This window comes from Nonomuraea dietziae (genome assembly GCF_014195505.1).
GTDB lineage: Bacteria > Actinomycetota > Actinomycetes > Streptosporangiales > Streptosporangiaceae > Nonomuraea > Nonomuraea roseola.
The window spans coordinates 713,478-734,885 of the sequence record NZ_JACIBV010000001.1 but is presented as its reverse complement, the minus strand read 5'-3'; the positions used below and the strand labels follow the sequence as shown (position 1 = coordinate 734,885).

Annotated in this window: 24 protein-coding genes and 1 pseudogene; 15 read left to right on the top strand and 10 right to left on the bottom strand. The window is 70.0% G+C overall.

The window, feature by feature from the left end; genetic code table 11:
* Positions 1 to 67: 67 nt before the first annotated feature.
* Together FHR33_RS03780 and FHR33_RS03775 are read right to left on the bottom strand one after the other, a co-directional pair.
* Complete coding sequence (locus FHR33_RS03780; protein WP_183643539.1) at positions 68 to 502, bottom strand: hypothetical protein; 435 nt, start codon at positions 500 to 502, stop codon at positions 68 to 70.
* Positions 503 to 813: 311 nt separating this feature from the next.
* Entirely contained in the window at positions 814 to 1,413 is a 600-nt protein-coding gene (locus tag FHR33_RS03775; protein WP_183643536.1) for a CGNR zinc finger domain-containing protein, read from the bottom strand.
* A gap of 89 nt (positions 1,414 to 1,502) precedes the next feature.
* Here FHR33_RS03775 and FHR33_RS03770 point away from each other — a divergent pair, with 89 nt between their 5' ends.
* The 5 genes from FHR33_RS03770 (at position 1,503) to FHR33_RS03750 (ending at position 6,407) form a co-directional block, all read left to right on the top strand.
* Positions 1,503 to 2,291, top strand: coding sequence for an MBL fold metallo-hydrolase (locus tag FHR33_RS03770; RefSeq protein WP_183643532.1), 789 nt, complete (start codon positions 1,503 to 1,505; stop codon positions 2,289 to 2,291).
* A gap of 122 nt (positions 2,292 to 2,413) precedes the next feature.
* Positions 2,414 to 3,682: an MFS transporter gene (locus tag FHR33_RS03765; protein ID WP_183643529.1), complete on the top strand. Its 1,269-nt coding sequence runs from the start codon at positions 2,414 to 2,416 to the stop codon at positions 3,680 to 3,682.
* A 53-nt stretch (positions 3,683 to 3,735) separates the two neighbouring features.
* Positions 3,736 to 4,200, top strand: a complete 465-nt coding sequence (locus tag FHR33_RS03760) for a MarR family winged helix-turn-helix transcriptional regulator (RefSeq protein WP_183643526.1) — start codon at positions 3,736 to 3,738, stop codon at positions 4,198 to 4,200.
* 84 nt (positions 4,201 to 4,284) lie between these two features.
* Positions 4,285 to 5,376 (top strand): NAD(P)/FAD-dependent oxidoreductase, encoded by a 1,092-nt coding sequence (locus tag FHR33_RS03755; protein ID WP_183643523.1) that lies wholly within the window; start codon positions 4,285 to 4,287, stop codon positions 5,374 to 5,376.
* Between the two features lie 122 nt (positions 5,377 to 5,498).
* Positions 5,499 to 6,407 (top strand): LLM class flavin-dependent oxidoreductase, encoded by a 909-nt coding sequence (locus FHR33_RS03750; RefSeq protein ID WP_183643519.1) that lies wholly within the window; start codon positions 5,499 to 5,501, stop codon positions 6,405 to 6,407.
* Between the two features lie 62 nt (positions 6,408 to 6,469).
* On the opposite strand, the gene FHR33_RS03745 is transcribed toward FHR33_RS03750, so the two are convergent.
* From FHR33_RS03745 to FHR33_RS03735, 3 genes are all read right to left on the bottom strand, one after another.
* Complete coding sequence (locus FHR33_RS03745) at positions 6,470 to 7,387, bottom strand: sterol desaturase family protein (RefSeq protein WP_183643516.1); 918 nt, start codon at positions 7,385 to 7,387, stop codon at positions 6,470 to 6,472.
* Positions 7,388 to 7,579: 192 nt separating this feature from the next.
* Entirely contained in the window at positions 7,580 to 8,383 is an 804-nt protein-coding gene (locus FHR33_RS03740; protein WP_183659857.1) for an AraC family transcriptional regulator, read from the bottom strand.
* Between the two features lie 95 nt (positions 8,384 to 8,478).
* The gene (locus FHR33_RS03735; protein WP_312895349.1) at positions 8,479 to 8,997 is read right to left on the bottom strand and encodes a TetR/AcrR family transcriptional regulator; all 519 of its coding nucleotides are present in this window, start codon (positions 8,995 to 8,997) and stop codon (positions 8,479 to 8,481) included.
* A 136-nt stretch (positions 8,998 to 9,133) separates the two neighbouring features.
* On the opposite strand from FHR33_RS03735, the gene FHR33_RS03730 reads away from it, so the two are divergent.
* The gene (locus tag FHR33_RS03730) at positions 9,134 to 10,117 is read left to right on the top strand and encodes an alpha/beta hydrolase (protein WP_183643510.1); all 984 of its coding nucleotides are present in this window, start codon (positions 9,134 to 9,136) and stop codon (positions 10,115 to 10,117) included.
* Positions 10,118 to 10,250: 133 nt separating this feature from the next.
* On the opposite strand, the gene FHR33_RS03725 is transcribed toward FHR33_RS03730, so the two are convergent.
* Both FHR33_RS03725 and FHR33_RS03720 read right to left on the bottom strand, forming a co-directional pair.
* Positions 10,251 to 10,979, bottom strand: a complete 729-nt coding sequence (locus tag FHR33_RS03725; RefSeq protein WP_183643507.1) for a hypothetical protein — start codon at positions 10,977 to 10,979, stop codon at positions 10,251 to 10,253.
* Between the two features lie 59 nt (positions 10,980 to 11,038).
* Entirely contained in the window at positions 11,039 to 11,251 is a 213-nt protein-coding gene (locus FHR33_RS03720; RefSeq protein WP_183643504.1) for a hypothetical protein, read from the bottom strand.
* A gap of 415 nt (positions 11,252 to 11,666) precedes the next feature.
* Between FHR33_RS03720 and FHR33_RS49745 the strand changes: the two genes are divergently transcribed.
* Positions 11,667 to 11,822, top strand: a complete 156-nt coding sequence (locus tag FHR33_RS49745) for a dihydrofolate reductase family protein (protein WP_246451647.1) — start codon at positions 11,667 to 11,669, stop codon at positions 11,820 to 11,822.
* Between the two features lie 339 nt (positions 11,823 to 12,161).
* Here the strand turns inward: FHR33_RS49745 and FHR33_RS51545 are convergent.
* Positions 12,162 to 12,353, bottom strand: a pseudogene (locus FHR33_RS51545) (carboxymuconolactone decarboxylase family protein); the annotation flags it as partial.
* A 177-nt stretch (positions 12,354 to 12,530) separates the two neighbouring features.
* Between FHR33_RS51545 and sigJ the strand changes: the two are divergent.
* Both sigJ and FHR33_RS52415 read left to right on the top strand, forming a co-directional pair.
* On the top strand, positions 12,531 to 13,418 hold the full coding sequence (gene sigJ, locus FHR33_RS03705; RefSeq protein ID WP_183643501.1) for an RNA polymerase sigma factor SigJ: 888 nt from the start codon (positions 12,531 to 12,533) through the stop codon (positions 13,416 to 13,418).
* A gap of 179 nt (positions 13,419 to 13,597) precedes the next feature.
* Complete coding sequence (locus FHR33_RS52415) at positions 13,598 to 13,732, top strand: hypothetical protein (RefSeq protein WP_312895348.1); 135 nt, start codon at positions 13,598 to 13,600, stop codon at positions 13,730 to 13,732.
* A gap of 122 nt (positions 13,733 to 13,854) precedes the next feature.
* Here FHR33_RS52415 and FHR33_RS03695 read toward each other — a convergent pair whose 3' ends face one another.
* On the bottom strand, positions 13,855 to 15,258 hold the full coding sequence (locus FHR33_RS03695) for an amidase (RefSeq protein WP_183643498.1): 1,404 nt from the start codon (positions 15,256 to 15,258) through the stop codon (positions 13,855 to 13,857).
* Between the two features lie 266 nt (positions 15,259 to 15,524).
* Here FHR33_RS03695 and FHR33_RS03690 point away from each other — a divergent pair, with 266 nt between their 5' ends.
* The 3 genes from FHR33_RS03690 (at position 15,525) to FHR33_RS03680 (ending at position 17,703) form a co-directional block, all read left to right on the top strand.
* Positions 15,525 to 16,022 carry a pyridoxamine 5'-phosphate oxidase family protein gene (locus FHR33_RS03690; protein WP_183643495.1) on the top strand — a complete coding sequence of 166 codons (498 nt, stop codon included), beginning with the start codon at positions 15,525 to 15,527 and terminating at the stop codon, positions 16,020 to 16,022.
* A 121-nt stretch (positions 16,023 to 16,143) separates the two neighbouring features.
* Entirely contained in the window at positions 16,144 to 16,551 is a 408-nt protein-coding gene (locus FHR33_RS03685) for a YciI family protein (protein WP_183643492.1), read from the top strand.
* A 6-nt stretch (positions 16,552 to 16,557) separates the two neighbouring features.
* Entirely contained in the window at positions 16,558 to 17,703 is a 1,146-nt protein-coding gene (locus tag FHR33_RS03680) for an RNA polymerase sigma factor (RefSeq protein ID WP_183643489.1), read from the top strand.
* A 282-nt stretch (positions 17,704 to 17,985) separates the two neighbouring features.
* On the opposite strand, the gene FHR33_RS03675 is transcribed toward FHR33_RS03680, so the two are convergent.
* Complete coding sequence (locus FHR33_RS03675; RefSeq protein WP_183643486.1) at positions 17,986 to 18,546, bottom strand: TetR/AcrR family transcriptional regulator; 561 nt, start codon at positions 18,544 to 18,546, stop codon at positions 17,986 to 17,988.
* Positions 18,547 to 18,661: 115 nt separating this feature from the next.
* Between FHR33_RS03675 and FHR33_RS03670 the strand changes: the two genes are divergently transcribed.
* The 3 genes from FHR33_RS03670 to FHR33_RS03660 all read left to right on the top strand — a co-directional run bounded on the left by FHR33_RS03670 (position 18,662) and on the right by FHR33_RS03660 (position 21,349).
* Positions 18,662 to 19,345, top strand: a complete 684-nt coding sequence (locus FHR33_RS03670) for an SDR family oxidoreductase (protein ID WP_183643484.1) — start codon at positions 18,662 to 18,664, stop codon at positions 19,343 to 19,345.
* A 42-nt stretch (positions 19,346 to 19,387) separates the two neighbouring features.
* A complete protein-coding gene (locus FHR33_RS03665; protein WP_246451643.1) occupies positions 19,388 to 20,401 on the top strand; it encodes an NADP-dependent oxidoreductase in 1,014 nt (337 codons plus the stop codon).
* A 159-nt stretch (positions 20,402 to 20,560) separates the two neighbouring features.
* Positions 20,561 to 21,349, top strand: a complete 789-nt coding sequence (locus tag FHR33_RS03660; protein WP_312895347.1) for an NAD(P)-binding domain-containing protein — start codon at positions 20,561 to 20,563, stop codon at positions 21,347 to 21,349.
* The last annotated feature ends 59 nt before the right edge of the window (positions 21,350 to 21,408 follow it).

Below are 21,408 nucleotides of genomic sequence, written 5' to 3'. Positions count from 1 at the left end.
GCCCTGGGCCCAGGCACTCTCGTCGTTCCGAGCGACTGGGCCGCCCTGGCGTGCCGCTGACAATCCGTCAGATGGTACGGCTGCGGCGATAGCAGCTGCCGTCGATGGTCCCCTTGCGCTTGTCGAAGGTGAATGTGAAGGTCACGTAGATCCGGTCCCTCCGATTGACGGCGACGTTGACGCTGCGTCCTCCCGAGCCCTTACGGGTCTTCATCTTCCAGGTCTTGACGGCCTGATCCGGTTTCCACGACAGGTCCTTGAAGATCTTGATCTCGACCTTGTTGTTCGGGCCCTGGGCCAGGCCGGAGCTGTACCAGTTGAGCCGGTTGAAGATGTCGTGCGTGGAGGTGCTGTTGTAGTACACCCGCAGGCTCCCGCGATACCCGCCGGAGTAACACTGCATCTCCAGGTGAGCGGCGGCCGCCTGCGCCGGCGCGGGCATGGCCAGCGACCCCAACGGGACGAACGTAGCGGCGGCGAGCGCCACACCGAGCTTCTTCATGCGTTTCATGCCAGACCCCGTCCTGTCTTCCCGATCCCCGGCGGCAAGTGGTCCCCTTGACCGCTTCCCCCGAGGCCTGTGGCACCAGGATCGTGACGGAGAGATTGTTCGGCATCCCTGATCAGCCAGGCAAACAATGACGTTCATGGGAAGAACGGAGGATGAGAGACACCTACTCGAAGAGAGCGACATCTCGTCTGGTTGACGACGAGTTCCGTCTCGACGGCGCGATGGCGCACCGGCGTCCGGCATGCCTGTGCGTCGCCGTGCCGTCCGGGCATGAAGGTGCCCCGTCGCGCCCGGGGGGTTCGTCAGTCTGGCTTCGACTGGGTGCGTCGGGCGTAGGCGCGGGCGGCGCGGGCGCGGTCGCCGCAGCGGATGGAGCACCAGTGGCGGCGGCCGTGGCGCAGCAGGTAGCGGTTGCAGGGGGTGGAACCGCAGGTGGTGAGGCGGTCGGCGTCGGGGCTGGTGAGAAGGTCGGCCGTGTTGGCCGCGAGGGTCGCGAGAGCGCGGTCGAGGATCTCGGTGGTGGGGCACGGCGTCGCGCGGTAGGGGCCCTTCTTCTCGTCCCATTGCAGCAGGGCGGCCGTGGGCGCCCTGCTCATCGCGTCGTTGACGGCGGACAGAGCCGCGGGCAAGGCGGGCACCCCGGCCACACGGGCGGCGAACAACCCCCTGAGATGTTCGCGCAGCGAACGCAGCTGCGTCGTGCACATCTCCTGCACCCCGGCATCGGCCGGAGCGAGGCCGCGTTCGGTGAGCCACTGGTTCGTCGCTCCGGGGGTGCCGAGCAGATCGATGAACTGCCCACCGGGCAGCGCGATGGCGCTGTTGACGAAGTCGAGGGCCAGGTAGTCCTCCGCCCCCGGCGCGGGCGGCAGCACCGACTCGGCGGTCAGGGTCTCGCTCATAACCCTCATGGTACGGCTTGCATCCATCCGTGAGAGACCGGTACCGTCCTTCACGGATAAACCGCTTCTCATCCGTGAGGTGTTCTTATATGGCCAGTACCGGCACGACCACTGAGCAGTTCCCCGTCCGCGTCTTCGGCGGTCCGACCGCCCTCTTCGAGTACGGTGGCCTGCGCTTCCTGACCGACCCGACCTTCGACGCTCCCGGCGACTACCAGGTGCCGGGCGGCCGGCTCACCAAGACCGCCCCCTCCTCCGCCGTACCGGCCGGACTCGGCCGTATCGACGTGGTCCTGCTCTCCCACGACGAGCACCCCGACAACCTCGACCACGCAGGCCGAGCGCTGCTCGCCGACGTCCCGCTCACCCTCACCACCCCCGGGGGCGGGCAGCGCCTGGGGAAGGGCGCCAAGGGGCTGGCCGACTGGGAATCGATCGAGCTGGACCGCCCCGGCGGCGGCACGATCACCGTCACGGGTGTGCCCGCCGTCCACGGGCCCGGCGCACGCGAGGAGGTCGAACCGCTCACCGGCCAGGTCGTCGGATTCGTCCTGACCGGGGAGGGCCTACCCACGGTCTACGTCAGCGGCGACAACGCCTCGCTCGACCTGGTCGAGCAGATCGCCGAGCGCTTCGGCCCCGTGGACACCGCCATCCTCTTCGCCGGAGCTCCCCGCTTCACCGTCCTCTTCGACGGCGCGCTGATCGTCCTCGACAGCGCGCAGGCCGCCGAGGCCTGCAGGATCCTCGGCGCCCGCCGGGTGGTTCCCGTCCACTACGACAGCTGGGCGCACTTCACCGAGGGCCGTGAGGAACTGGTGGCCGCTTTCACCGACGCCGGGCTGATCGACCGCCTGGACCTGGGTGACAGGGGCTGACCACGCGGCCGGGCAGCCGGACCCCGACCGATACCTCGGCGGGGCCCGTCGGCTCGGCCTGCCGCCGACCTCACCCGTGAGCCCCCGTCCGGCCGGGCCACGCCTATCGAAAGAACGCTCTTGTGACGAATACCGCGCGTGCCCCGATCGAGGACCGCCCGCACCCCCAGGCGCAGCGCCGCATCCTGATCGTCCTGGTCGCAGCCCAGGTCCTCAGTGGCGCCGGGCTGGCGGCCGGCGTGACGGTCGGCGCCCTGCTCGCACAGGACATGCTCGGCTCCACCAGCCTTGCCGGTCTGCCCAGCGCCGTGGGCACCGCCGGTTCCGCGCTGGCGGCCATCGCCGTCGGGCAGATCTCCCAGGCCCGCGGCCGCCGCCCCGGCCTTGCCGCCGGGTATCTGGCCGGTGCGGTCGGCAGCGCGGGCGTCATCGCCGCCGCCGTCGCAGGCGACGCCGTCCTGCTGTTCCTCGCGCTGTTCGTCTACGGCGCCGGCACGGCCACCAACCTGCAGGCCCGCTACGCCGGGGCGGATCTGGCCGCCCCCGCGCACCGCGCCCGCGCCGTGTCCACCGTGCTGGTCGCCACGACCCTGGGCGGCGTGGTCGGCCCCAACCTCGCCGCACCCACCGGCGACCTCGCTCATAGCCTCGGCATCCCCCACCTGGCCGGGCCGTTCCTTCTCGCCGGCGCCGCCTACGCCATAGCCGCCTTGATCCTGGCCGTCTGGCTGCGCCCCGACCCGCTGCTGCTGGCCCGCACCCTGGAGGCCGAACGCGCCGCCGCGGCGTACGCGCAGGCGGCCTACGCCGGCGGCCGGCCGTACCCGGCGGTCGAAGGACGCCGCTCCGGCGTGCTGGTCGGCACGCTGGTCATGGCGCTCACCCAGCTGGTCATGGTCGCGATCATGACGATGACACCCGTCCACCTGCACGACCACGGCCACGGCACCGCCGTCTCCGGCCTGGTCATCGCCATCCACATCGGCGCGATGTACCTGCCCTCGCCTCTGGCCGGCTGGCTCGTCGACCGCTACGGCCGCCTCACGATCGCCGCCGCCTCCGCGCTGGCCCTGCTGGCCGCCGGAATCGTGGCCGCCAACGCCCCCGGCCACTCCGTCACCCTGTTCGCGGCGGCCCTCGCACTACTGGGCCTGGGCTGGAACCTCGGCCTGGTCACCGGCACCGCGATCATCACCGACGCCGTCCCGCCGGCCACCCGCGCCAGAACCCAGGGCCTGGTCGACGTCTCCATCGCCATCGCGGGCGCCGCAGGCGGCGTGGCCTCGGGACTCGTGGTGGCCGCGGCGGGCTACCCTCTCCTGGCCATCGGTGGTGGAGTTCTGGCACTGGCCATCGTGCCGGCGGTGGTCGCCGCCGCGCGCGGCCGCTGAACGTACCCGTAGAGGGCAGTAGTTCGTCCCACGAATTTTGTTACTCTGGGGCGGTGAGCAAGCAAGTTGACGGCCAGATCGGGACGGTGGCGGCGCTGGTGCGGTCCACGTTCCTGGTGAATGCCGTGTACGCAGATTCCGCCCGCGAGTACGGCCTCACCCAGCAGCAGGGCCAGTTGCTGTGTGTCCTGATGGCGCAGCCGTACGGCATGAGCGAGCTCGGGGCGGTGCTCCGTCTGGCCAAGTCGAGCCTGACCGGCCTGGTCGACCGCAGTGAGCGCAACGGCCTGGTCCAGCGCAAGCCGGATCCCGAGGATTCCCGCGCGGTGAGGGTGGCGCTCACCAGGCAGGGCGCCAAGCTCGCCGACGAGTTCTACACCGAGACCTGCCGCCGCATCGAGGAGCTGACCTCGGGATTCGCCGCCGAGGAACGAGAGACACTGGCCGCCCTGCTCGGCCGCGTCGTCATGGACAACAAGGTTCCCACCGTTTTCCTGGAACCAGGCCCCACGCGCTGAACTCGAGAAGGAGTTGCAGTTCGTGCCACGAACTAATATTGTTCGTAGCACGAACTCAACCCCTTTCGTGTTGGAGCGTGAATCATGAGTCGTACAGTCGTGATCGTCGGCGGAGGTTACGGTGGCTCCGCGGTCGCCAAGGCGCTGGACCCTGAGGCCGACGTCGTCCTCATCGATCCCCGCGACGCGTTCGTCAACTCGGCAGGCTCGCTGCGGGCGCTGACCCAGCCCGACTGGGCGGCCAACATGTTCTACCCCTACGACCAGTGGCTCAGGCGCGGCACGGTGGTGCGCGACCGCGCGGTATCGGTGGACCCCGGCGGCGTCACCCTGGCCTCGGGCCGTCGGGTCGAGGCCGACTACCTGGTTCTGGCCACCGGCTCCAGCTACGCCTACCCCGCCAAGCCCACCTCTGACTCCAGGGACGAGGTCCTGGACGACCTGCTCAGGACCCACAAGGAACTGGCCGGTTCCGAGCGGGTGCTGATCCTCGGCGCCGGGCCTGTCGGCCTGGAGCTGGCCGGGGAGATCAAGGAGGTCTGGCCGCACAAGCACGTGACCATCGTCGACCCGGCCGAGCGACTGCTGGCCGCCTTCCCCGCGGAGATGCGCGAGGACCTGCACCGCCAGCTCGACGAGCTGGGCATCCACCTGCGGCTGGGCACCGGCCTCACCACGCCTCCCGCGACCGAGCCGGGCCAGGCGGCGACCTTCGCCGTCGCCACGACCGGCGGGGAGGAGATCACCGCCGACATCTGGTTCCGCGCGCACGGCGTGCGCGTCAACAGCGACTACCTGGCCGACGGCGGGCTGACGACCCGTACGCCGCAGGGGCAGGTGCCCGTCACCGAGACCCTCAACGTTCACGGGTACGACCACGTCTACGCCATCGGCGACCTCACCGACGTGGCCGAGACGAAGATGGCCGGGTACGCGATGCAGCACGCGGAGGTGGTGGCCCAGAACATCATCGCCCAGCTGCGCGGCGAGCAGCCGTCGGCCACCTACCAGCCGCTGCCTCACCCCATGATCCTGCTGCCCCTCGGCCCGCGTGGGGGTGTCGGTCAGCTGCCCACTCCTGACGGCCCGGCCGTCGTCCCGGCCGAGACCGTCTCGGCGTACAAGGGAGCCGACCTGTTCACCGGCCGCTTCACCGAGCAGTTCGGCGCCGCCTGACATGGACCACACCCGGCTCGAGGCGTACGAGAAGGTGTGCGCGGCCATCGGCGGTCACCTTTGACGAGGGCGTACGGCCAGCCGCCCGGTGAACATTTCCATCTGCACAGAAAGGCAGAGCATTGTCCGCACATGACGTTGTTTTCGGTTTTGGCGCGCATTCCGGTATCGAGGACATACCCGACCTGCTGCGCATGGCCCAGCAGGCCGACCAGGACGGCCTCGACATCTTCACCCTGTCGGACCATCCCTACATCGGCCGAGGTCTGGACGCCTACGCCGCCCTCGGCTTCGTTCTCGGGCGTACCCAGCACATCGCCGGTTTCGCCAACGTCACCAACCTGCCGACCAGGCCCGCTCCCATGTTGGCCAGAATGGTGACGTCGTTGTCGGCGCTGTCGGGCGGCAGGATCGTGCTGGGCATGGGCGCGGGCGGGCTGTGGGACCGCATCGCCGACATGGGGGTGCCTCGGTTGTCGCCGGGCGCGGCCGTGGACGCCTTCGAGGAGGCGATCGTCCTGGTCAAGCTGCTGTCGGGTGGCGGCCCTTCGGTCACCTACCAGGGCCGCCACTACCAGGTGAACCAGATCGAACCCGCTCCAGTGGCCGCGCCTCCCGTCTGGACCGGGTCGGTCGGCCCGAAATCCCTGGCCGCCACCGGCCGGGTGGCCGACGGCTGGATCCCCGGCCACGCGGCCGACTGGCTCAGCGAGCGCTACCGGGCCTCGCGGCCGGTCATCGACGAGGCGGCGGCGGCCGTCGGCCGCGACCCGAGCGAGATCCGTACGATCTTCAACTTCCCCGGACGCGTCACCGACCAGCCGCTCGCCGCCACCCGCGACCGCGACGGCCGCTGGCTCGGCGGCTCCGTCGCCCAGTGGGTCGAGGAGCTGACCGAGGCGGTGCTGGAGCACGGCGCATCGGGCTTCACGCTCTTCTCCCCCGGTCACGGCGCCCCCGACCTCACCCTCCTGGCCCGCTGGGCCAGGGAGATCGTCCCGGCCGTACGCGAGGCGATCGCGAAGGAGTGAGACACCGGCCCGCTCAACGTGGCCCGGCAGCAGGGCGGATCCGGCCGCGCGCCGCCGCGGCGTCAGTCGCGAGCGGCGCTCAGGACCTCGTCGTCGGTGGGCGCGTCGGCGGTGTGGCAGCTGCCGGAGGCGCGGAAGGGCTCAGCCAGCTGGGCCAGGTAGCCGGTGGGGTAGTTCGGCTTGGCGGCCATGCCGAGCTGGTCGGAGGTGAAGCGGCGGGCGGGGTCGTAGGAGAAGGTGCCGAGCAGGTGGTCCCAGACCAGGGTGAACAGACCGAAGTTGACGTCGCCGATTCCGGCCCATTTCAGGTGGTGGAAGCGGTGGCCCTCGTTGAGGGCGAGCACGTACTTGAGCGCGCCGATGCGGTAGTCGGCGTTGGAGTGCTGCAGCAGCAGTTGCACGGCGACGGTGACGGCCAGGGCCGAGGCGACGTCGAGCGGTAGGCCGATGAGGATGAGCGGGGCGACGCCTGCGCTCATCTCCAGGGTCTGGTGTAGGGGGTGCTTCATCAGGCCGTTGAAGCCGTAGAAGCGCTTGATGGAGTGGTGGACGGCGTGGAAGCGCCACAGCACGCCGATTTTGTGGCTGGCGTAGTGGGTCAGCGTGATGCCGAGGTCGGCGATCAGGACGGCGGCCAGCACCTGCAGTGCGAAGGGCCAGGAGTGCGGCCACAGATCGGCGACGGTGACGGTGGCGGCCAGCAGCGGGATGATGCCCACGCTGACGAGCAGCAGCAACTCGTTGACGCTGGCATGGGCGACGTCACGGCCGCCGTCCCCGGCCGGGCTGTTCCACTCCTGCTCGTACGGCAGGGCCCGCTCGGCGGCGAACGAACAGCCGATCGCGGCCAGCAGCAGGCCCACGAGCCAGAGCTTGGAGGCGCCGGAGGCGGCAAGGGCGACGGCGGCGCCGTTGACGCCGAGCAGCATGAGCGGCACGTAGCCATAGCGGATCACAGGTTGGATCAGGGTGCGGTGCATGCCGTCCAGCGTCGCGGCGGTCGGCCGTCCGGGGCTTGGACGGATCCGCTGACCTTGGGGCCCGTGACGGAGGCATCGCCGTCGCGGCCGCAGGAGAATGTCGGCGAACTCGCCGACTTCCAGGCCTACCGGATCTGCCCTCCGGCCTTGGGGCGAAAGGCTGCCCCGTGGACGTTGCCGTCAGCAGCTGGTTCAGGTGGCGCCGGCAGTGGCGGGGCGGATGGTGTGCAGCAGGTGCGAGGGGGCCAGGCCGAACATCTCCCTGCAGGCGCGGGTCAGGTGGGAGCTGTCGGCGAACCCGGCACGGTGGGCGGCGTCGGTCAGCGTCGCGCCGCCGCGCACCGCCTCCATGGCATGCAGCAACCGGGCCCAGCGCCGCCAGGCCGGATACGGCAGATGCAGGTGCTCGGCGAACAGATGGCCCAGGCGGCTGGCCGACAAGCCCACGCGGGCGGCCAGCTCCTCCAGCAGCAGGGGTCCACTGATCAGCTGCGGGATCGCCTCCAGGGCGCTGGCCAGCGCCACCGGCAGCCCGGCCCTTTCCTCGGGCTGGGCAGCCGAGTAGAGCACGGCCGACACCGGCGAGACGGCGTCCGCCGGCTCTCCTGCCTGGGGTTGCGCGGCGGCCTGCCAACTCTCCACCTCGCCAGGGTCGCCGCTGGAGGCCACCAGGGCGGTGGCCGCCCGTCCCGCCCGACCGGCCGGATCGAGGTAGGCCAGCAGGCCGTGCGCGCCGGCGGTGGAGCTCAGCTCGTGCCGGGCACCCGCGGGAATGACCGCGGCACTCACGTGGCGCCGGCGGCCACGCCGGTCGGTCAGCAGCACCTCACCCTCGAGCACCAGCAGCACCTGCACGGCAGCGTGCGCGTGTGAGGCGGCCGAGCCGATCTCCCCGGTGAAGACCAGCAGCCCAGGCGCGGCGCTCGCCGCTCCCGCCCAGCTCGCCGGGGCCCGGATTCCGGCCGGGCGGGGCGGGTTCCGCACCTGCGAACTCATCACACATTCCACAGTAGGCGATCACCGATGAGGGTGGATGATGTGGCGGCGCAGGCGGCCTTCTGACCGCCTGCGCCGTCCGTCCGACAGCAGGTCTAGGTCGGATCGGCGCCGTCAGCGAAGTACGGCAGAACCATCTCGACCAGGGCGGCGACGTCGGCGTCGACCATCGGCTCGCCGGTCATGCCCATCCGGTGGAGCAAGGTTCCGACGACGACGTCAATGAAGAACAGGACCCGGTGCTCCGGCTCGCCGAGCGCGTCCTGCAGCGCGAGCCGGTAGCGGTCCTGCAGCCGCGTGGACAGAACCACACGCAGGGCCGGATCGCTGACCGCGTCACTGAACACGCCTGCGAACGCGTCGCCCACCCCAGGCTCGCCGATCTTCGCCGCGATCCAGTGAACGGCCGAGGACATGAGCTCGGCTCGACCGGCGCCCTCCAGCGGTATCGGGCCGAACGCGTCCAGGAGACAGTCCACGATCAGCTCGCCCTTCGACGGCCAGCGACGGTAGATCGTCGTCTTGGCGACGCCCGCCGCGGCGGCGATGCGGTCGACGGTGGCACGCGCGTAGCCGAGTTCGTCGATCGTGCTCAGCGTCGCGGCGAAGACCACGGCGTTGACGCCGGAGCGCGGACGACCGGGCGGTCTGGCGGATGTGCTCGCTCGGCTCATGGCCACACGATATCCCCTTACGCTACTCTCGGTATCGATACTTACGGTAGCGAAACTATTCGGCGGAGGAGAAGACATGAGCGAGGTCACCATTACGGAGCGGCCGCCGCTGGGCATCCGGTTGCTGCGCGCCCTGGGCAAGGAGCCGGACTGGTCGGCGATGACAGCCGAGGAACTGGTCGCCTTCCGCGACGCGGAGAACCGCAAGCGGGCCTCCCGCCTGGCGCGGGTGGTCACCGGGTGTCCGGACCGCGGCGCCGCGATCCAGTGGCAGGAGGTGGCGCTGCCCGGCCGCAGGCTCCCTGTCCGGGTGTACCGTCCGTCGTCCGGGCGCGACGCCGGTCGCGACGACCTGCCGCTCGTGCTCCACGTGCACGGAGGCGGGTTCGTGGGGACGGCGGCGCAGAGCGACTGGGTCAACAGCCACCTCGCCGCGCGACTGCCCGCGGTCGTCGTCTCGGTCGAGCACCGCCTCCTCGACCAGGAGACTCCGCTGTCGGCGGCCGTCGCCGACGGCTGGGACGTGCTGCAGCACGTGGTGGCGCACGCCGCGCGGTGGGGAGTCGACCCGGCGCGGACCGCCGTCTTCGGTGAGAGCACCGGCTCGATGGTCACCGCCCTGGCCGCGATCCGGGCCAGAGAAGCCGGCCTGCCGCTGCGGGCGCAGGTGCTGGTCAACCCCGCCGTCGACCTGACCTCGACGATGTACGACCACGCCTCGTTCACCGAGCACGCCAGCAGCCCAACCCTCACCGTGTCGTACATGCGGCTGCTCCGCCGGTTCGCCGTTCCGCCGGGAACGGATCCTCGTGCGATGTCGCCGCTGTATGCCGACGATCTAAGCGGGCTGGCCCCGGCGCTCGTGGTGGTGCCGACCATTGACCCGCTGGCCGATCACGGACGCGGTTACGCCGAACGACTGCGAGCGGCCGGGACGCCCGCGCGGCTCACCGAATATCCCGGAGCGACGCACGCGTTCCTCAGCATGCCGGGCGTGGTGCCGCAGGCGAAGGCCGCGCGGGCGGAGATCCTCGAGTTCCTCCGGACGGCCTTCGCTTGATGACGGGCCCCTGCCTGTCACCCTGGCGGGTCTCGACCCCTCTCCCCCATGCCTCCTGACCTGGGAGGGATCGCCGAGCCCCAGCTGCTCGGCAGATGCCGGGCCCGCTACGAGCGGGCACTGGCGGACTGCATCAGCTGACCTTGGACTCGGCGGCCTTCCAGGTGTTGCACGCCTTGGGGCTGCCGGCCTGGTAGCCCCGGGTGAACCAGTGGAGCTCGTTCTTGGTCACCTTCGAGTGCCAGTGCTTGCGGTAGCCCTCGTCGACCGGATTGGGAGCCTCTGCGCGCAGCAGCGGCTTCCAGTTCTTGGCCGTGCGGCCCAGGGCCTTCATCGTCGCCCCGGCCAGGCAGTCCTGCTGGTAGCCGAAGCGGCGGCGGTGCTCGTCGAGCAGCTTCTCGTCGCCGTTGTTCGGCAGCGCCGAGTAGGCGCGGCCGATCCCGGTCTGGCCCTGGATCACTCCCGCGAAGGCGCCGGCGAACTGGATCTGGATGGCCAGGTCGTCCTTGGCCTTGATCCAGTCGTTGGCCAGACGCACGTCGACGTCGTAGCACAGGTCGATGAAGGAGTCCTTGAACTCGATCCCGGTGCAGGTCCCCTTGGGGTTCTTGAGGAACTTGACGTCAACGTCCTCATACTCGGGGATCAACGGGCCCCAGGCCTTGTTGAGGCAGCCGACCAGGTTCTTGACGTACTTCTCGGTCGAGGCCTTGCTGGTGCCCTTGTCCAGCGAGCACTTGATCTTGGCCAGCCTGCCCTTCTTGTAGAGCTCGTTATGGGTCAGCTCGGGTGCGCCGATCACGGGGTCGGCCGCTGCAGGACCGGCCAGCAGGGCCAATCCGGTGAGGACATTGACGATCACGAGAGCGGATATTAGGGCACTTTCTACACAGTGCGATAGCTCTTGACCCGCTCGGCCCGTCACCCGGCGGCCGCGTCCCCCGGCCTGGCGCACAACGCTGCGGCAGCCGGGGGGTTCACGTACAGGCCGGCCACGTCATGCAGCTTCGACTCGAAGCTCGAGTCTGTGGAGAGCTTGAAGGTCTCCACCTTCCACGGCCGGATCCGCCGTGCCTGCCACATCCGGGCCACCGTGGTCCCGTGCCGGGCCGCCATCGACCCGTCGACCAGCACGCAGAGCGTCCTCGGGCACCCGTGTGCAACCTGCCATGCACGATCGCTTCCACGACATCGTCGCCCGAGCGCAACAGGGCGGCCACGCCTCGCCCCTTGGACGGGTGCTGCGAGTGCGGTCCCCGCGGACTGCATCGTCACCACGTCGGAAACCTCAACCAGGCCGATGCGCTCCTCTTCGGCCAGGTGACCTACGTAATGATGGAGGCAGCGTGGCGGCCGCAGCGCCGACGGGAGCGAGACCTGAGTGGACGGAACCCTTCGCCCAGACGATCAACGCGGCAAAGAAGTACGTCGTGTCGAGCACCTGGAGCGGGTCGATGGAACGCGGAACTCGTGCGCGGGGATCTGGGCAAGGCCGTTCAGCAGCTCAAGCAGGTATCGGGCAAGGGACTGTTCGTGAGAGGTGTGAAGCTTGATCGATGAGTACGAGTTCGTGGTGCAGCCCAGGCTCGCGGGCCACGGCCCGACGTTGTTCGCGGGGCTGTCGAAGCATGTCGACTTGAAGCTCGTGAGCCGGCGGGAGTTCGGCTCGGGGGCGGTGGCGATGCGCTACGAGCCGAGAAGGTAGCCATCGGGCTGGCCAGCCCGAGCCGGCCGCATCATGGAGCCCTGGTTCGCGGCTCTTGAGTCGCGTTTGGCGGCCGGCATCAGCGTGACCGCCGGAACGATGCCTTGCTCCTGTCGTGCCGCACGGCCTGGATGAGGGTCCCGATCGCGTGTCCGCGTCCGGCACCGCGCATCCGAACGTGCATGATTCGTTTCCCCTTGCGGATGTCGGTGTTGGACAGGCCGGGGCCGGCGCTGGGTGGGGGCGGCCTTGATCTGGCCTGCTCAGGGCGGGGTACGGTTGCCGTGCCCTCACGTGCTCGCCGGACGGGTTCGGGGTCAGTAATGCGACCAGCTCCAGCGCGACCCTTTCGGCGGCGGTGAAATAGGGCGCGTCCCGCCAGGAGACCACGACGGTGATGCTCTCCTCGCTCCCGCCCGCCTTGCGGAGGTTGCCGGTGTGCAGGACGGTGAGCCACGTGCTGCCGGCGATCTGGCAAGCGCGCAGCTGTACCAGGCTGATGGTGGTTTGCGGGATCGTGCCGTTCCCTATCGCCTTGTACAGGGCGCCGCCGATGTCCTTGAGCTCGGGGGCGAGCAGGGCGGGGTTGGGCAGGCGTGACTGCGTGACGGATGGCGCGAAAGAGGGTGACCGGTTTCGTTCGCGGTCACCTTTGACTGGTTTGATGCGTCAGCTCTCTGACGTGGCAGAGATGAGAGGAAGACAACCGTGACGCCGCAAGACTTTCTGGCCGACCAGTTCCAGGGGCACCGCCCCCATCTGAAGGCGGTCGCCTACCGCATGCTCGGCTCACTGAGCGAGGCCGAGGACGCGGTCCAGGAGGCATGGCTGCGGCTGGCGCGTTCGGACTCGGGTGACATCGACAATCTCGGTGGCTGGCTGACCACCGTGGTCGGCCGGGTGTGCCTGGACATGCTCCGCGCCCGCAAGTCCCGGCGCGAGGAGTCGCTGGAGGAGCGCCTGCCCGATCCGGTGATCAGCCGTGCGGATGTCGCCGACCCGGAACAGGAAGTGCTGCTGGCCGACTCGGTGGGCCTGGCGCTGCTGGTAGTCCTGGAGTCGCTGACCCCGGCCGAACGGCTGGCGTTCGTGCTCCATGACATGTTCGGCATGCCGTTCGAGCAGATCGCGCCCATCGTGGACCGCACCCCCGTGGCAGCCAAGAAGCTCGCCAGCCGCGCGCGCCAGCGCGTCCGCGGCGCGGCCCCGAACCCCGACCCCGATCTGACCACTCAGCGTCGGGTAGTGGATGCGTTCCTGGCCGCCGCACGCGGCGGCGACTTCGACGCGCTGGTGTCCATCCTCGACCCCGAGGTGGTGCTGCGCGCCGACGGCGGCATGCTCACCAGCGGCATGAAGGTCATCCGCGGGGCCACGGCCGTGGCTGGACAGCTCGCCACCTTCCAGCGCATGGCCACCAGCGCCGCCACCCACCCGGCCCTCGTCAACGGCCTCGCCGGCCTGGTCAACACCATCGACGACCGGCTCATCTCCGTCATGAGCTTCACCGTCTCCGACAGCAAGATCGCCACGATCGACATCCTGTCCGACCCCGAGCGGCTGGCCCAGCTCAACCTCACCCGCCTGAAGCCGTGATGCCAACTTCGCGGCCGGTGCCATCCCCGCGGGCTCGCTCGTGATCTGCTCGCTGCCCGCCGCCAACCGTGACCCTGCCTTCATCGACGATCCCGACACCCTCGATATCACCCGGGGAGCCGCCGGCCACGTCGCCTTCGGTCACGGGGGACCACTGTCTCGGGGCGCCGCTGGCGTGGATGGAGATGCGCATCGCCTTCCCTGCCCTGCTGCGGCGCTTCCCCGGCCTCGCGCTGGCCGATGCGGACGAGCAGGTCGACTTCCGGGTCTTCAGTGTCGTGTACGGCTTGAACACCCTGCCGGTGACGTGGTGAACGCCTCTTGAAGGGGGTGACTTGGCACTGGCCGGAGTGACGCTGAGTGCGTGCACTTCGGGGCGCATCGCGCGGACCCGAGTGAAGGGGCTCCCATCGGGTGTCTGCGGTCGGCGCCCTGGTCAGCGCGGGTCGATCGGCGTCAGCGCCCCGATCGCCGCCTCCACCACCGCGGCGGCGTCCAGGCACAGATCCTCGCGGAACCTCGGACCGATGATCTGCACGGCATGGGGCAGGTCACCGGCCGGCCCGACAGGCACGGCGACCGCGGGCAGCCCGAGAAGGTTGACCACCACGGCCAGGCGCATCGTGTCCGGCCAGTCGGCCAGCCACCGGGGATCGAGATCCGATCCGACCCGGAAGGCCGGACGCGTGCGAATCGGCGCGAGCACCAGCGGTGTACGGCTCATCCACGCGCTCCACAGGCGCGCGATGGACGCCCGCTCCATCATCGGGTCGAACGCCTGCTCCCCTGCGGCTCGCGTCCAGATCGGCTCGTACGCCTGCCAGAAGTGCACGAACCCGGGGGACGCGACCGCCTCTACAGGGGGCTGCTCCCGGTGCACCCGGCCGTAGCTCGACATGATCTGCGTGTAGATCTCACTCGCGCGGGCGAGGGCCGGAGCCCGGCCCTCCTCGACGAGGTAGCCCGCGTCGGCCAGGGCTCCGGCCGCGCGCCTCAACGCGCCGGCCACCTCCGGGTCCGTCTCGGCTCCGTCGGGATCGGTCACCACGCAGACCCGCACCGGCGCCGGCAGGGGCGGGCCGTACAGGGGCACCGGCGCGTACCACGGGTCCCCGCCAGGCCGTCCGCACATGTGGCCGAAGGCCAGGCGCAGGTCCCGGACGTGCCGGGCGATCGGGCCCTGGACGCCGAGCAGCTGGAAGGCGAAGGGAGTCGGCCCGGCCGCCCGCTCCCCGGCCTGTGCCACCCTGCCCAACGAGGGCTTCAACGCGCTGACGCCGCAACACTGGGCGGGCCAGCGCAGCGAGCCCGCGCCGTCGTTCCCGATTCCCAGCGGAGACATTCCCGTCGCCACCGCGGCCGCCTCTCCGCCGCTCGACCCGCCCGGCGTGTGCTCGGCGGACCAGGGGTTGACCGTCGCGCCGCGCAGCGCGTTGTCGGTGTGCCAGCGCATGCCGAACTCGGGCATGTTCGTCCGGCCGATCGGGATCGCTCCCGCCGCGCGCAGCTCGGCGACGGGAGGCGCGTCGGCGGCCGCCATCGCCTCCCGCAGAGCGACGATGCCCATCGTCGTCGCCGACCCCGCGACGTCGATGTTCTCCTTGATCGTCATCGGCACGCCGCACAGGGGGCCGACCTCGTCACCCCGCGCGAGCGCCCTGTCGGCCGCGTCCGCCGCGTCGAGCGACTCCTCCCCCAGCGTGACCGTGATCGCGTTCACGCGGTGGTTCACACCGTCGATCCGCCGTAGGTGCGCCTCGATCACCTGCCGGCACGACACCTCTCTACCGCGAACCAGCTCCGACAGATCCCACGCGCCCAATGCCCACAGCTCCGTCAACGCGTCCTCCTCGGTGTCCGTGCCGGGAAATCTAGAGGGAGACGTCAGAAAAGAGCAGTCTTGTGTTCCCCGGCGGCCTCAGCCGTCCTCACCTGTGGGGCTTGCGCAGCAAGCACTCGGCCAGTGGCGTGAGCCGTCGAGGGCGGAGTCGCCGCCATCCACGGCTGCCATGGCGGTGGCTGCGAGAAGAAGGCCGGCGGTGTCGAGAATGCTCAGACGGCTCCGTCCCTGGGGCGGATCACGACAACCACCCTGGAGGGACGGCCATGCGAGCGAACGAGATCAACGAGATCCTGGACCGGCCGATCAGCCGAGAGCTGTTGGCACGCGACGTGACCCGGCTGGCGTACGTGGCCAAGGACGGCACGCCCAGGAACGTCCCGATCGCGTTCACCTGGAACGGTTCGGAGATCGTCATGTGCACCTCGAAGAATGCCCCGAAGCTCCCGGCTCTGCGCGAGAACCCGATGGTCGCCCTGACGATCGACACCGAGGTGCACCCGCCCAAGATCCTGCTGGTCCGTGGCCGGGCCGAGCTGGACGTCGTCGACGGCATCCCGGACGAGTACCTGCAGATGAACGGCAGCTACCAGATGACGCCCGAGCAGCGGGTCGGGTGGGAGGCGGAGGTGCGCTCCCTCTACGACGGCATGGTGCGGATCGTGGTGACCCCGACGTGGGCGAAACTGATCGACTTCGAGACGACCCTGCCGAGCGCCGTCGAGGAGCTCGTCCGGCAGCGCGAAGAACGCCGAAGCGCCTGAGCGGGGTCCGCGCACACAGCCGCCGAAAAAATGTCGCAGCGGATGTCGAGAATCCGCGCGTGGCTCCGTCCCCGCACTGAACACCGGCCACAATGGGCCGTACCGCACAAGGGAGAACACGATGGCCAAGTACCTGCTCCTCAAGCACTACCGGGGCGCGCCGGCAGCGGTCAACGACGTGCCGATGGACCGGTGGACGCCGGAGGAGATCACGGCCCACGTGCAGTACATGCAGGACTTCGCCGCTCGGCTCGAGAGCACCGGTGAGTTCGTCGACAGCCAGGCGCTCTCCCCGGAGGGCACGTTCGTCCGCTACGACGGCGAGGGGCGTCCGCCGGTCACCGACGGCCCGTTCGCGGAGACCAAGGACCTGATCGCCGGCTGGATGGTGATCGACGTCGAGAGCTACGAGCGGGCGCTCGAGCTGGCCGCCGAGCTGTCCGCGGCCCCGGGCGCGGGCGGCAAGCCGATCCACGAGTGGCTCGAGGTGCGCCCGTTCCTGTACGCGCCCCCGACCATCACGGAATGACGAACGGTGGACGAGTCCCTGCTGCGGACCCTCACCCCCACGGTGATCAGCATCCTCGTCCGCCGAGGAGCCGACTTCGCGGCGGCCGAGGACGCCATGCAGGACGCCCTGATCGAGGCCGTACGCGTGTGGCCGGACGACCCACCGGGCGACCCCAAGGGCTGGCTGGTCACCGTGGCCTGGCGCAAGTTCCTCGACGCCGCCCGCGCCGACACCTCCCGACGGCACCGCGAGGTACGCGTCGAGGCCGAGCCCGTGCCAGGCCAGGGCGAGATGGCGGACGACTCGCTCCAGCTGTACTTCCTGTGCGCCCACCCGTCCCTGACACCGGCCTCGGCCGTCGCGCTCACGCTGCGCGCGGTCGGCGGCCTGACCACGCGCCAGATCGCGCAGGCCTACCTCGTGCCGGAGGCGACCATGGCCCAGCGCATCAGCAGGGCCAAGCGGACCGTCTCGTCCGTCAGGTTCAACCAGCCCGGTGACGTGGCCACCGTGCTGCGCGTGCTCTACCTCGTGTTCAACGAGGGGCATGGCGGGGACGTCGACCTGGCGGCCGAGGCGATCCGCCTCACCCGCCAGCTCTTCGCCCTGACCGACGAGCCCGAGGTCGCGGGGCTGCTGGCGCTCATGCTGCTGCACCACGCGCGCCGCGCGTCTCGCACCGGCCCTGGAGGCCGCCTGATTCCGCTCGCCGAGCAGGACCGATCGCGCTGGGACACTCGTCTGATCGCCGAGGGAGTGACGATCCTGCAGGCGGCGCTGGCCCGCGACCGGCTGGGCGAGTACCAGGCGCAGGCCGCGATCGCCGCCCTGCACGCGGACGCCCCGAGCACCTCCGAGACCGACTGGTTGCAGATCGTGGAGTGGTATGACGAGTTGCTGCTCCTCACCGGCAGTCCGGTCGTACGGCTCAACCGCGCGGTGGCGGTCGGCGAGGCCGACGGACCACAGGCAGGCCTGGCGGCACTGGCCGAGGTGAGCCCCGACCTGCCCCGTTACGCCGCGGTGCGGGCCTACCTGCTCGAACGCGCCGGTGGCCTTGAGCAGGCCGCCGAGCTGTACGCCGAGGCCGCCCGCGCGGCGACCAGCCTGCCGGAGCGCGACCACCTCACCCGCGAGGCCGCCCGGGTGCGGCAACTGCTACAGGCGTGAGTACGGCTCGCCTCGGCCGCGCTGGTCGGCGATGCATCGCCGAGGCCTGCGCCACGCGCCCGCGCCGCTCGGCAACGGCTTCGACATAGCCGCAGGGGTCGGCTCGGCTCTCGGCTGTCAGGATTTTCAGGCTAGCCATGAGCCGCTCCGGGTGACGGGCAGGCCTTCGGGGAGGATCGTACGGATTGTGGCGGTAGGGCAGGCGCGGCTATCGGCGCGTCCTGCGCGCGCCGCGACGGTCCGTGACGCCCGGCGAGCCGGCCGCGGCCAAGGCCGCCGTCGTCAGGTGGTCGCGGTGAGGGCCGTGCGGGCTGCGGTGAGGATCTCCTCCGACAGGGGGGAGTCCTTGGTGGCGCGGGCCAGGAGGAGTGCGCCGAGCATCGTGCACAGCCGGGTGATGCCGTCCTGGTCTTCGGTGGCGAGCCGGTCGGCGAAGTCGCTGACGCCCTTGGCATAGACGCGGTGGGCCTCATGGTTGCTGGGTTCGCGCGCCATGTCGCCGGCGAGCGCGGCGACGGGGCAACCGTCTGCGGGATTGTCGCGATGCTCGACGGACAGATAGGCGTCGATCAGCGCCTGCTGGGCGGCGTCGAGTTGTCCGGCGTGCAGTTCGAGCGCAGCCGTATGGCGTCGGGTGAGTTCGCCGAACGCGTGGGCGGTGGCTTCGTCGATGAGCGCCTCCTTGGAGGCGAACTGCTTGTAGAAGCCGCCGTGGGTCAGGCCGACCGCCTTCATCAGGTCAGCGACGCTGACGTGTGTGCCCTGCTCTCGGAAGAGTTGGGAGGCGGTTTCCACGATCCGCTTGCGGTTCTCCTGTGCCTGTGCCCGTGACGCGCGGCCCATCGGCCACCCCTTCTTTTGGATGTCGGTTGACTTCTATCCTATCCTCCAGATTAGATTGTCATCATCATCTATTCGTGGGTTTGGTCATATGAGCCCCGCGACGTGAGGAGCAGACATGGAACTGAAGGACGCGGTCGCCGTGGTCACCGGCGCCAACCGGGGACTGGGGCGCCATCTGGCCGCCCAGCTCGTGGAGCGCGGAGCGAAGGTGTACGCGGCGGCGCGCCACCCGCAGAGCGTGGACATGGCCGACGTCATCCCGCTGCGCCTGGACGTGACCGACGAGGAGTCGATCCAGGCCGCAGCCCGGATCGCATCGGATGCGACGCTGCTGGTGAACAACGCCGGGATCTCCACCGGCACCCCTCTGATCGTCAGCGACCTGAAAGCTGTGCGGCTGGAGATGGAGACGAACTTCTTCGGCACGCTCGGCGTGACACGGGCCTTCGCCCCGGTCATCGAGGGCAACGGCGGCGGCGCCGTGTGCAACGTCCTGTCCCTGCTGTCCTGGTGGCATCCGGCCGGGGTCGGGGCCTACGCGGCGGCCAAGGCCGCCGCCTGGGCGCAGACCAACGCGGTCCGCGAGGAACTGGCGCCCCGCGGCATCGCCGTCTCGGCGCTCCACGTCGGGTTCATGGACACCGACATGGCCGCCGGCGTCGCCGCTGAGAAGGCCGACCCTGCCGACGTCGCCGCCCAGGTCCTGCACGGCATCGCCAACGGCCTGCCCGAGATCCTCGCCGACGAGGCCACACGAAACGTCAAGCAGAGCCTGGCCACCACGCCGAACCCGGCCTGAGTCGGCCGTCAACGAGAAAGCGAGGCGACGATGAGGGCCTTCATGGTCGAACGCTACGGCGGCGAGGCCGGTGTGCGGGCCGGTGACGTGCCGGACCCGCGGGTCGGCGCGGACGACGTCCTGATCCGGATCCACGCGGCGAGCGTCAACCCGCTCGACCTCAAGACCCGGGACGGGGAGTTCAAGGCGATCCTGCCCTACCGGGTCCCGTTCATCCTGGGCAACGACCTGGCCGGGGTGGTGGTCGACGTGGGTGCGGCCGTCAGCCGGTTCGCCGTGGGCGATGAGGTCTACGCGCGGCCCGGCAAGGACCGGATCGGCACGTTCGCCGACCTCATCGCCGTGCACCAGGACGACGTCGCGATCAAACCGGCCACGCTCACCATGGCCGAGGCCGCCTCGCTTCCCCTGGTCGCCCTGACCTCGTGGCAGGCGCTGGTCGAGCGGGCCCACCTGCGGCCGGGCCAGAAGGTCCTCATCCACGCGGGCTCCGGCGGCGTGGGAACCATCGCCATCCAGCTGGCCAGACACCTGGGCGCGACCGTGGCCACGACCACGAGCACCGCCAACGTCGACCTGGTGAAGAGCCTGGGCGCGGACATCATCGTCGACTACACCAAGCAGGCGTTCGAGACGGTCCTGCACGACTACGACGTCGTCCTGGACCCCCTCGGCGGCCAGAACCTCACCAAGTCCCTGCGGGTACTCAAACCCGGCGGGAAGCTCATCAGCATCGCGGGGCCGCCCGACGCCGCTTTCGCCCGGGAGATCGGGGCCAATCCGATCGTCAGGCTGGCGATGAGCGCGCTCAGCTTCCAGATCCGCCGCCGCGCCAGGCGCCACCGCGTGGCGTACTCGTTCCTGTTCATGAAGGCCAGTGGAGACCAGTTCCGTGAGCTCACCTCGCTCATTGACGCGGGCGCGATCCGGCCCGTCGTCGACCGCGTCTTCGCGTTCACCGAAGCGCGACAAGCGCTCGCCTACGTCGAGGCGGGACGCGCGAGGGCCGGCAAGGTCGTCGTCACAATGACCTCAGGAACAGCTCCCTGGAGATGAGCGCACCGCACGATTCGCGCCGACGCCGGCTCACCGTAAATTATCGCGTCGCGGCGCGAAACTTCTCAATCGCTTCGATCCGGAGTTCGGATAGCGTCAGCCGGGTCCGCAAGCCTCCGAGGAGAGGCGACGCGCATGGACGTGAATGGAGAAGGACGCGTGAAGCGCATCGGCATCATCGGGGTAGGCGAGATCGGCCGGGCCATCGTGACGGGTCTGTGCGACGGAGGCGACAAGTCGCCGGAGGTGTTCCTCTCCCCTCGGGGAGCGGACACGGTCGCGGAGCTGTCCGAGCGCTTCGAGTCCGTGCGGGTCTGCGCCGACAACCAGGAGGTGGTGGACCGTTCCGAGGTGGTGATCATCGCCGTACGCGGTCAGGACCGCCACCAAGCACTCGCCGGCTTGAAGGTGGACACCGACAAGGTGGTGGTCAACGTGATGGCCGGCGTCGGCATCGACGACCTGCGCCAGACGCTGGCCACTGACGCCCCACTGGTACGGGCCATCCCCCTGCCCGCCGTACGCGAACGCCGCTCCGTCACGGTGACCTACCCTTCACACCCGACGGTCCACTCCCTCTTCACACACCTGGGCGGGGCGCTCCCGGTGGAGGACGAGGCGGCGTTCAACGTCTTCTCCGCGCTGACGGGAACGCTCACCACCCACTACTCGTACCTCGCCACGCTCACGTCGTGGGCCGTCGGCCACGGCATCGCCTCCGACGATGCGGACAGCTACGTTCGCAGCCTCTTCCAGGGCGTCGGTCGTTCCCTGAGCGACGAGACCCGCTCCCTGCACGAGCTCGCGGCCGACCACGAGACCCCGAACGGAAGCAACGAACGCATCCGCACCACATGGTTCACTCCGGCCAACTCAGAAGCCCTCAACAAGGCCCTCGATGACCTCCTCACCGGCCTTGACGGACAACGGGACAGCGGTCAGCGGTAACAGCAGCTCCACCCGGTTTCTCGCAAACGTCTGCAGCGAGACGATCACCGAAACCCTGC

Bases quoted from the DNA above. Each gene is read 5' to 3' on its own strand.
- FHR33_RS03780 (WP_183643539.1), bottom strand. From the start codon at position 502: ATGAAGAAGCTCGGTGTGGCGCTCGCCGCCGCTACGTTCGTCCCGTTG.
- FHR33_RS52415 (WP_312895348.1), top strand. From the start codon at position 13,598: ATGGAGATGCGCATCGCCTTCCCTGCCCTGCTGCGGCGCTTCCCCGGC.
- FHR33_RS03665 (WP_246451643.1), top strand. From the start codon at position 19,388: ATGGTCGAACGCTACGGCGGCGAGGCCGGTGTGCGGGCCGGTGACGTG.
- FHR33_RS03755 (WP_183643523.1), top strand. From the start codon at position 4,285: ATGAGTCGTACAGTCGTGATCGTCGGCGGAGGTTACGGTGGCTCCGCG.
- FHR33_RS03690 (WP_183643495.1), top strand. From the start codon at position 15,525: ATGCGAGCGAACGAGATCAACGAGATCCTGGACCGGCCGATCAGCCGA.
- FHR33_RS03675 (WP_183643486.1), bottom strand. From the start codon at position 18,546: ATGGGCCGCGCGTCACGGGCACAGGCACAGGAGAACCGCAAGCGGATC.
- FHR33_RS03770 (WP_183643532.1), top strand. From the start codon at position 1,503: ATGGCCAGTACCGGCACGACCACTGAGCAGTTCCCCGTCCGCGTCTTC.
- FHR33_RS03730 (WP_183643510.1), top strand. From the start codon at position 9,134: ATGAGCGAGGTCACCATTACGGAGCGGCCGCCGCTGGGCATCCGGTTG.
- FHR33_RS03745 (WP_183643516.1), bottom strand. From the start codon at position 7,387: ATGCACCGCACCCTGATCCAACCTGTGATCCGCTATGGCTACGTGCCG.
- FHR33_RS03685 (WP_183643492.1), top strand. From the start codon at position 16,144: ATGGCCAAGTACCTGCTCCTCAAGCACTACCGGGGCGCGCCGGCAGCG.
- FHR33_RS03670 (WP_183643484.1), top strand. From the start codon at position 18,662: ATGGAACTGAAGGACGCGGTCGCCGTGGTCACCGGCGCCAACCGGGGA.
- FHR33_RS03740 (WP_183659857.1), bottom strand. From the start codon at position 8,383: ATGAGTTCGCAGGTGCGGAACCCGCCCCGCCCGGCCGGAATCCGGGCC.
- FHR33_RS03775 (WP_183643536.1), bottom strand. From the start codon at position 1,413: ATGAGCGAGACCCTGACCGCCGAGTCGGTGCTGCCGCCCGCGCCGGGG.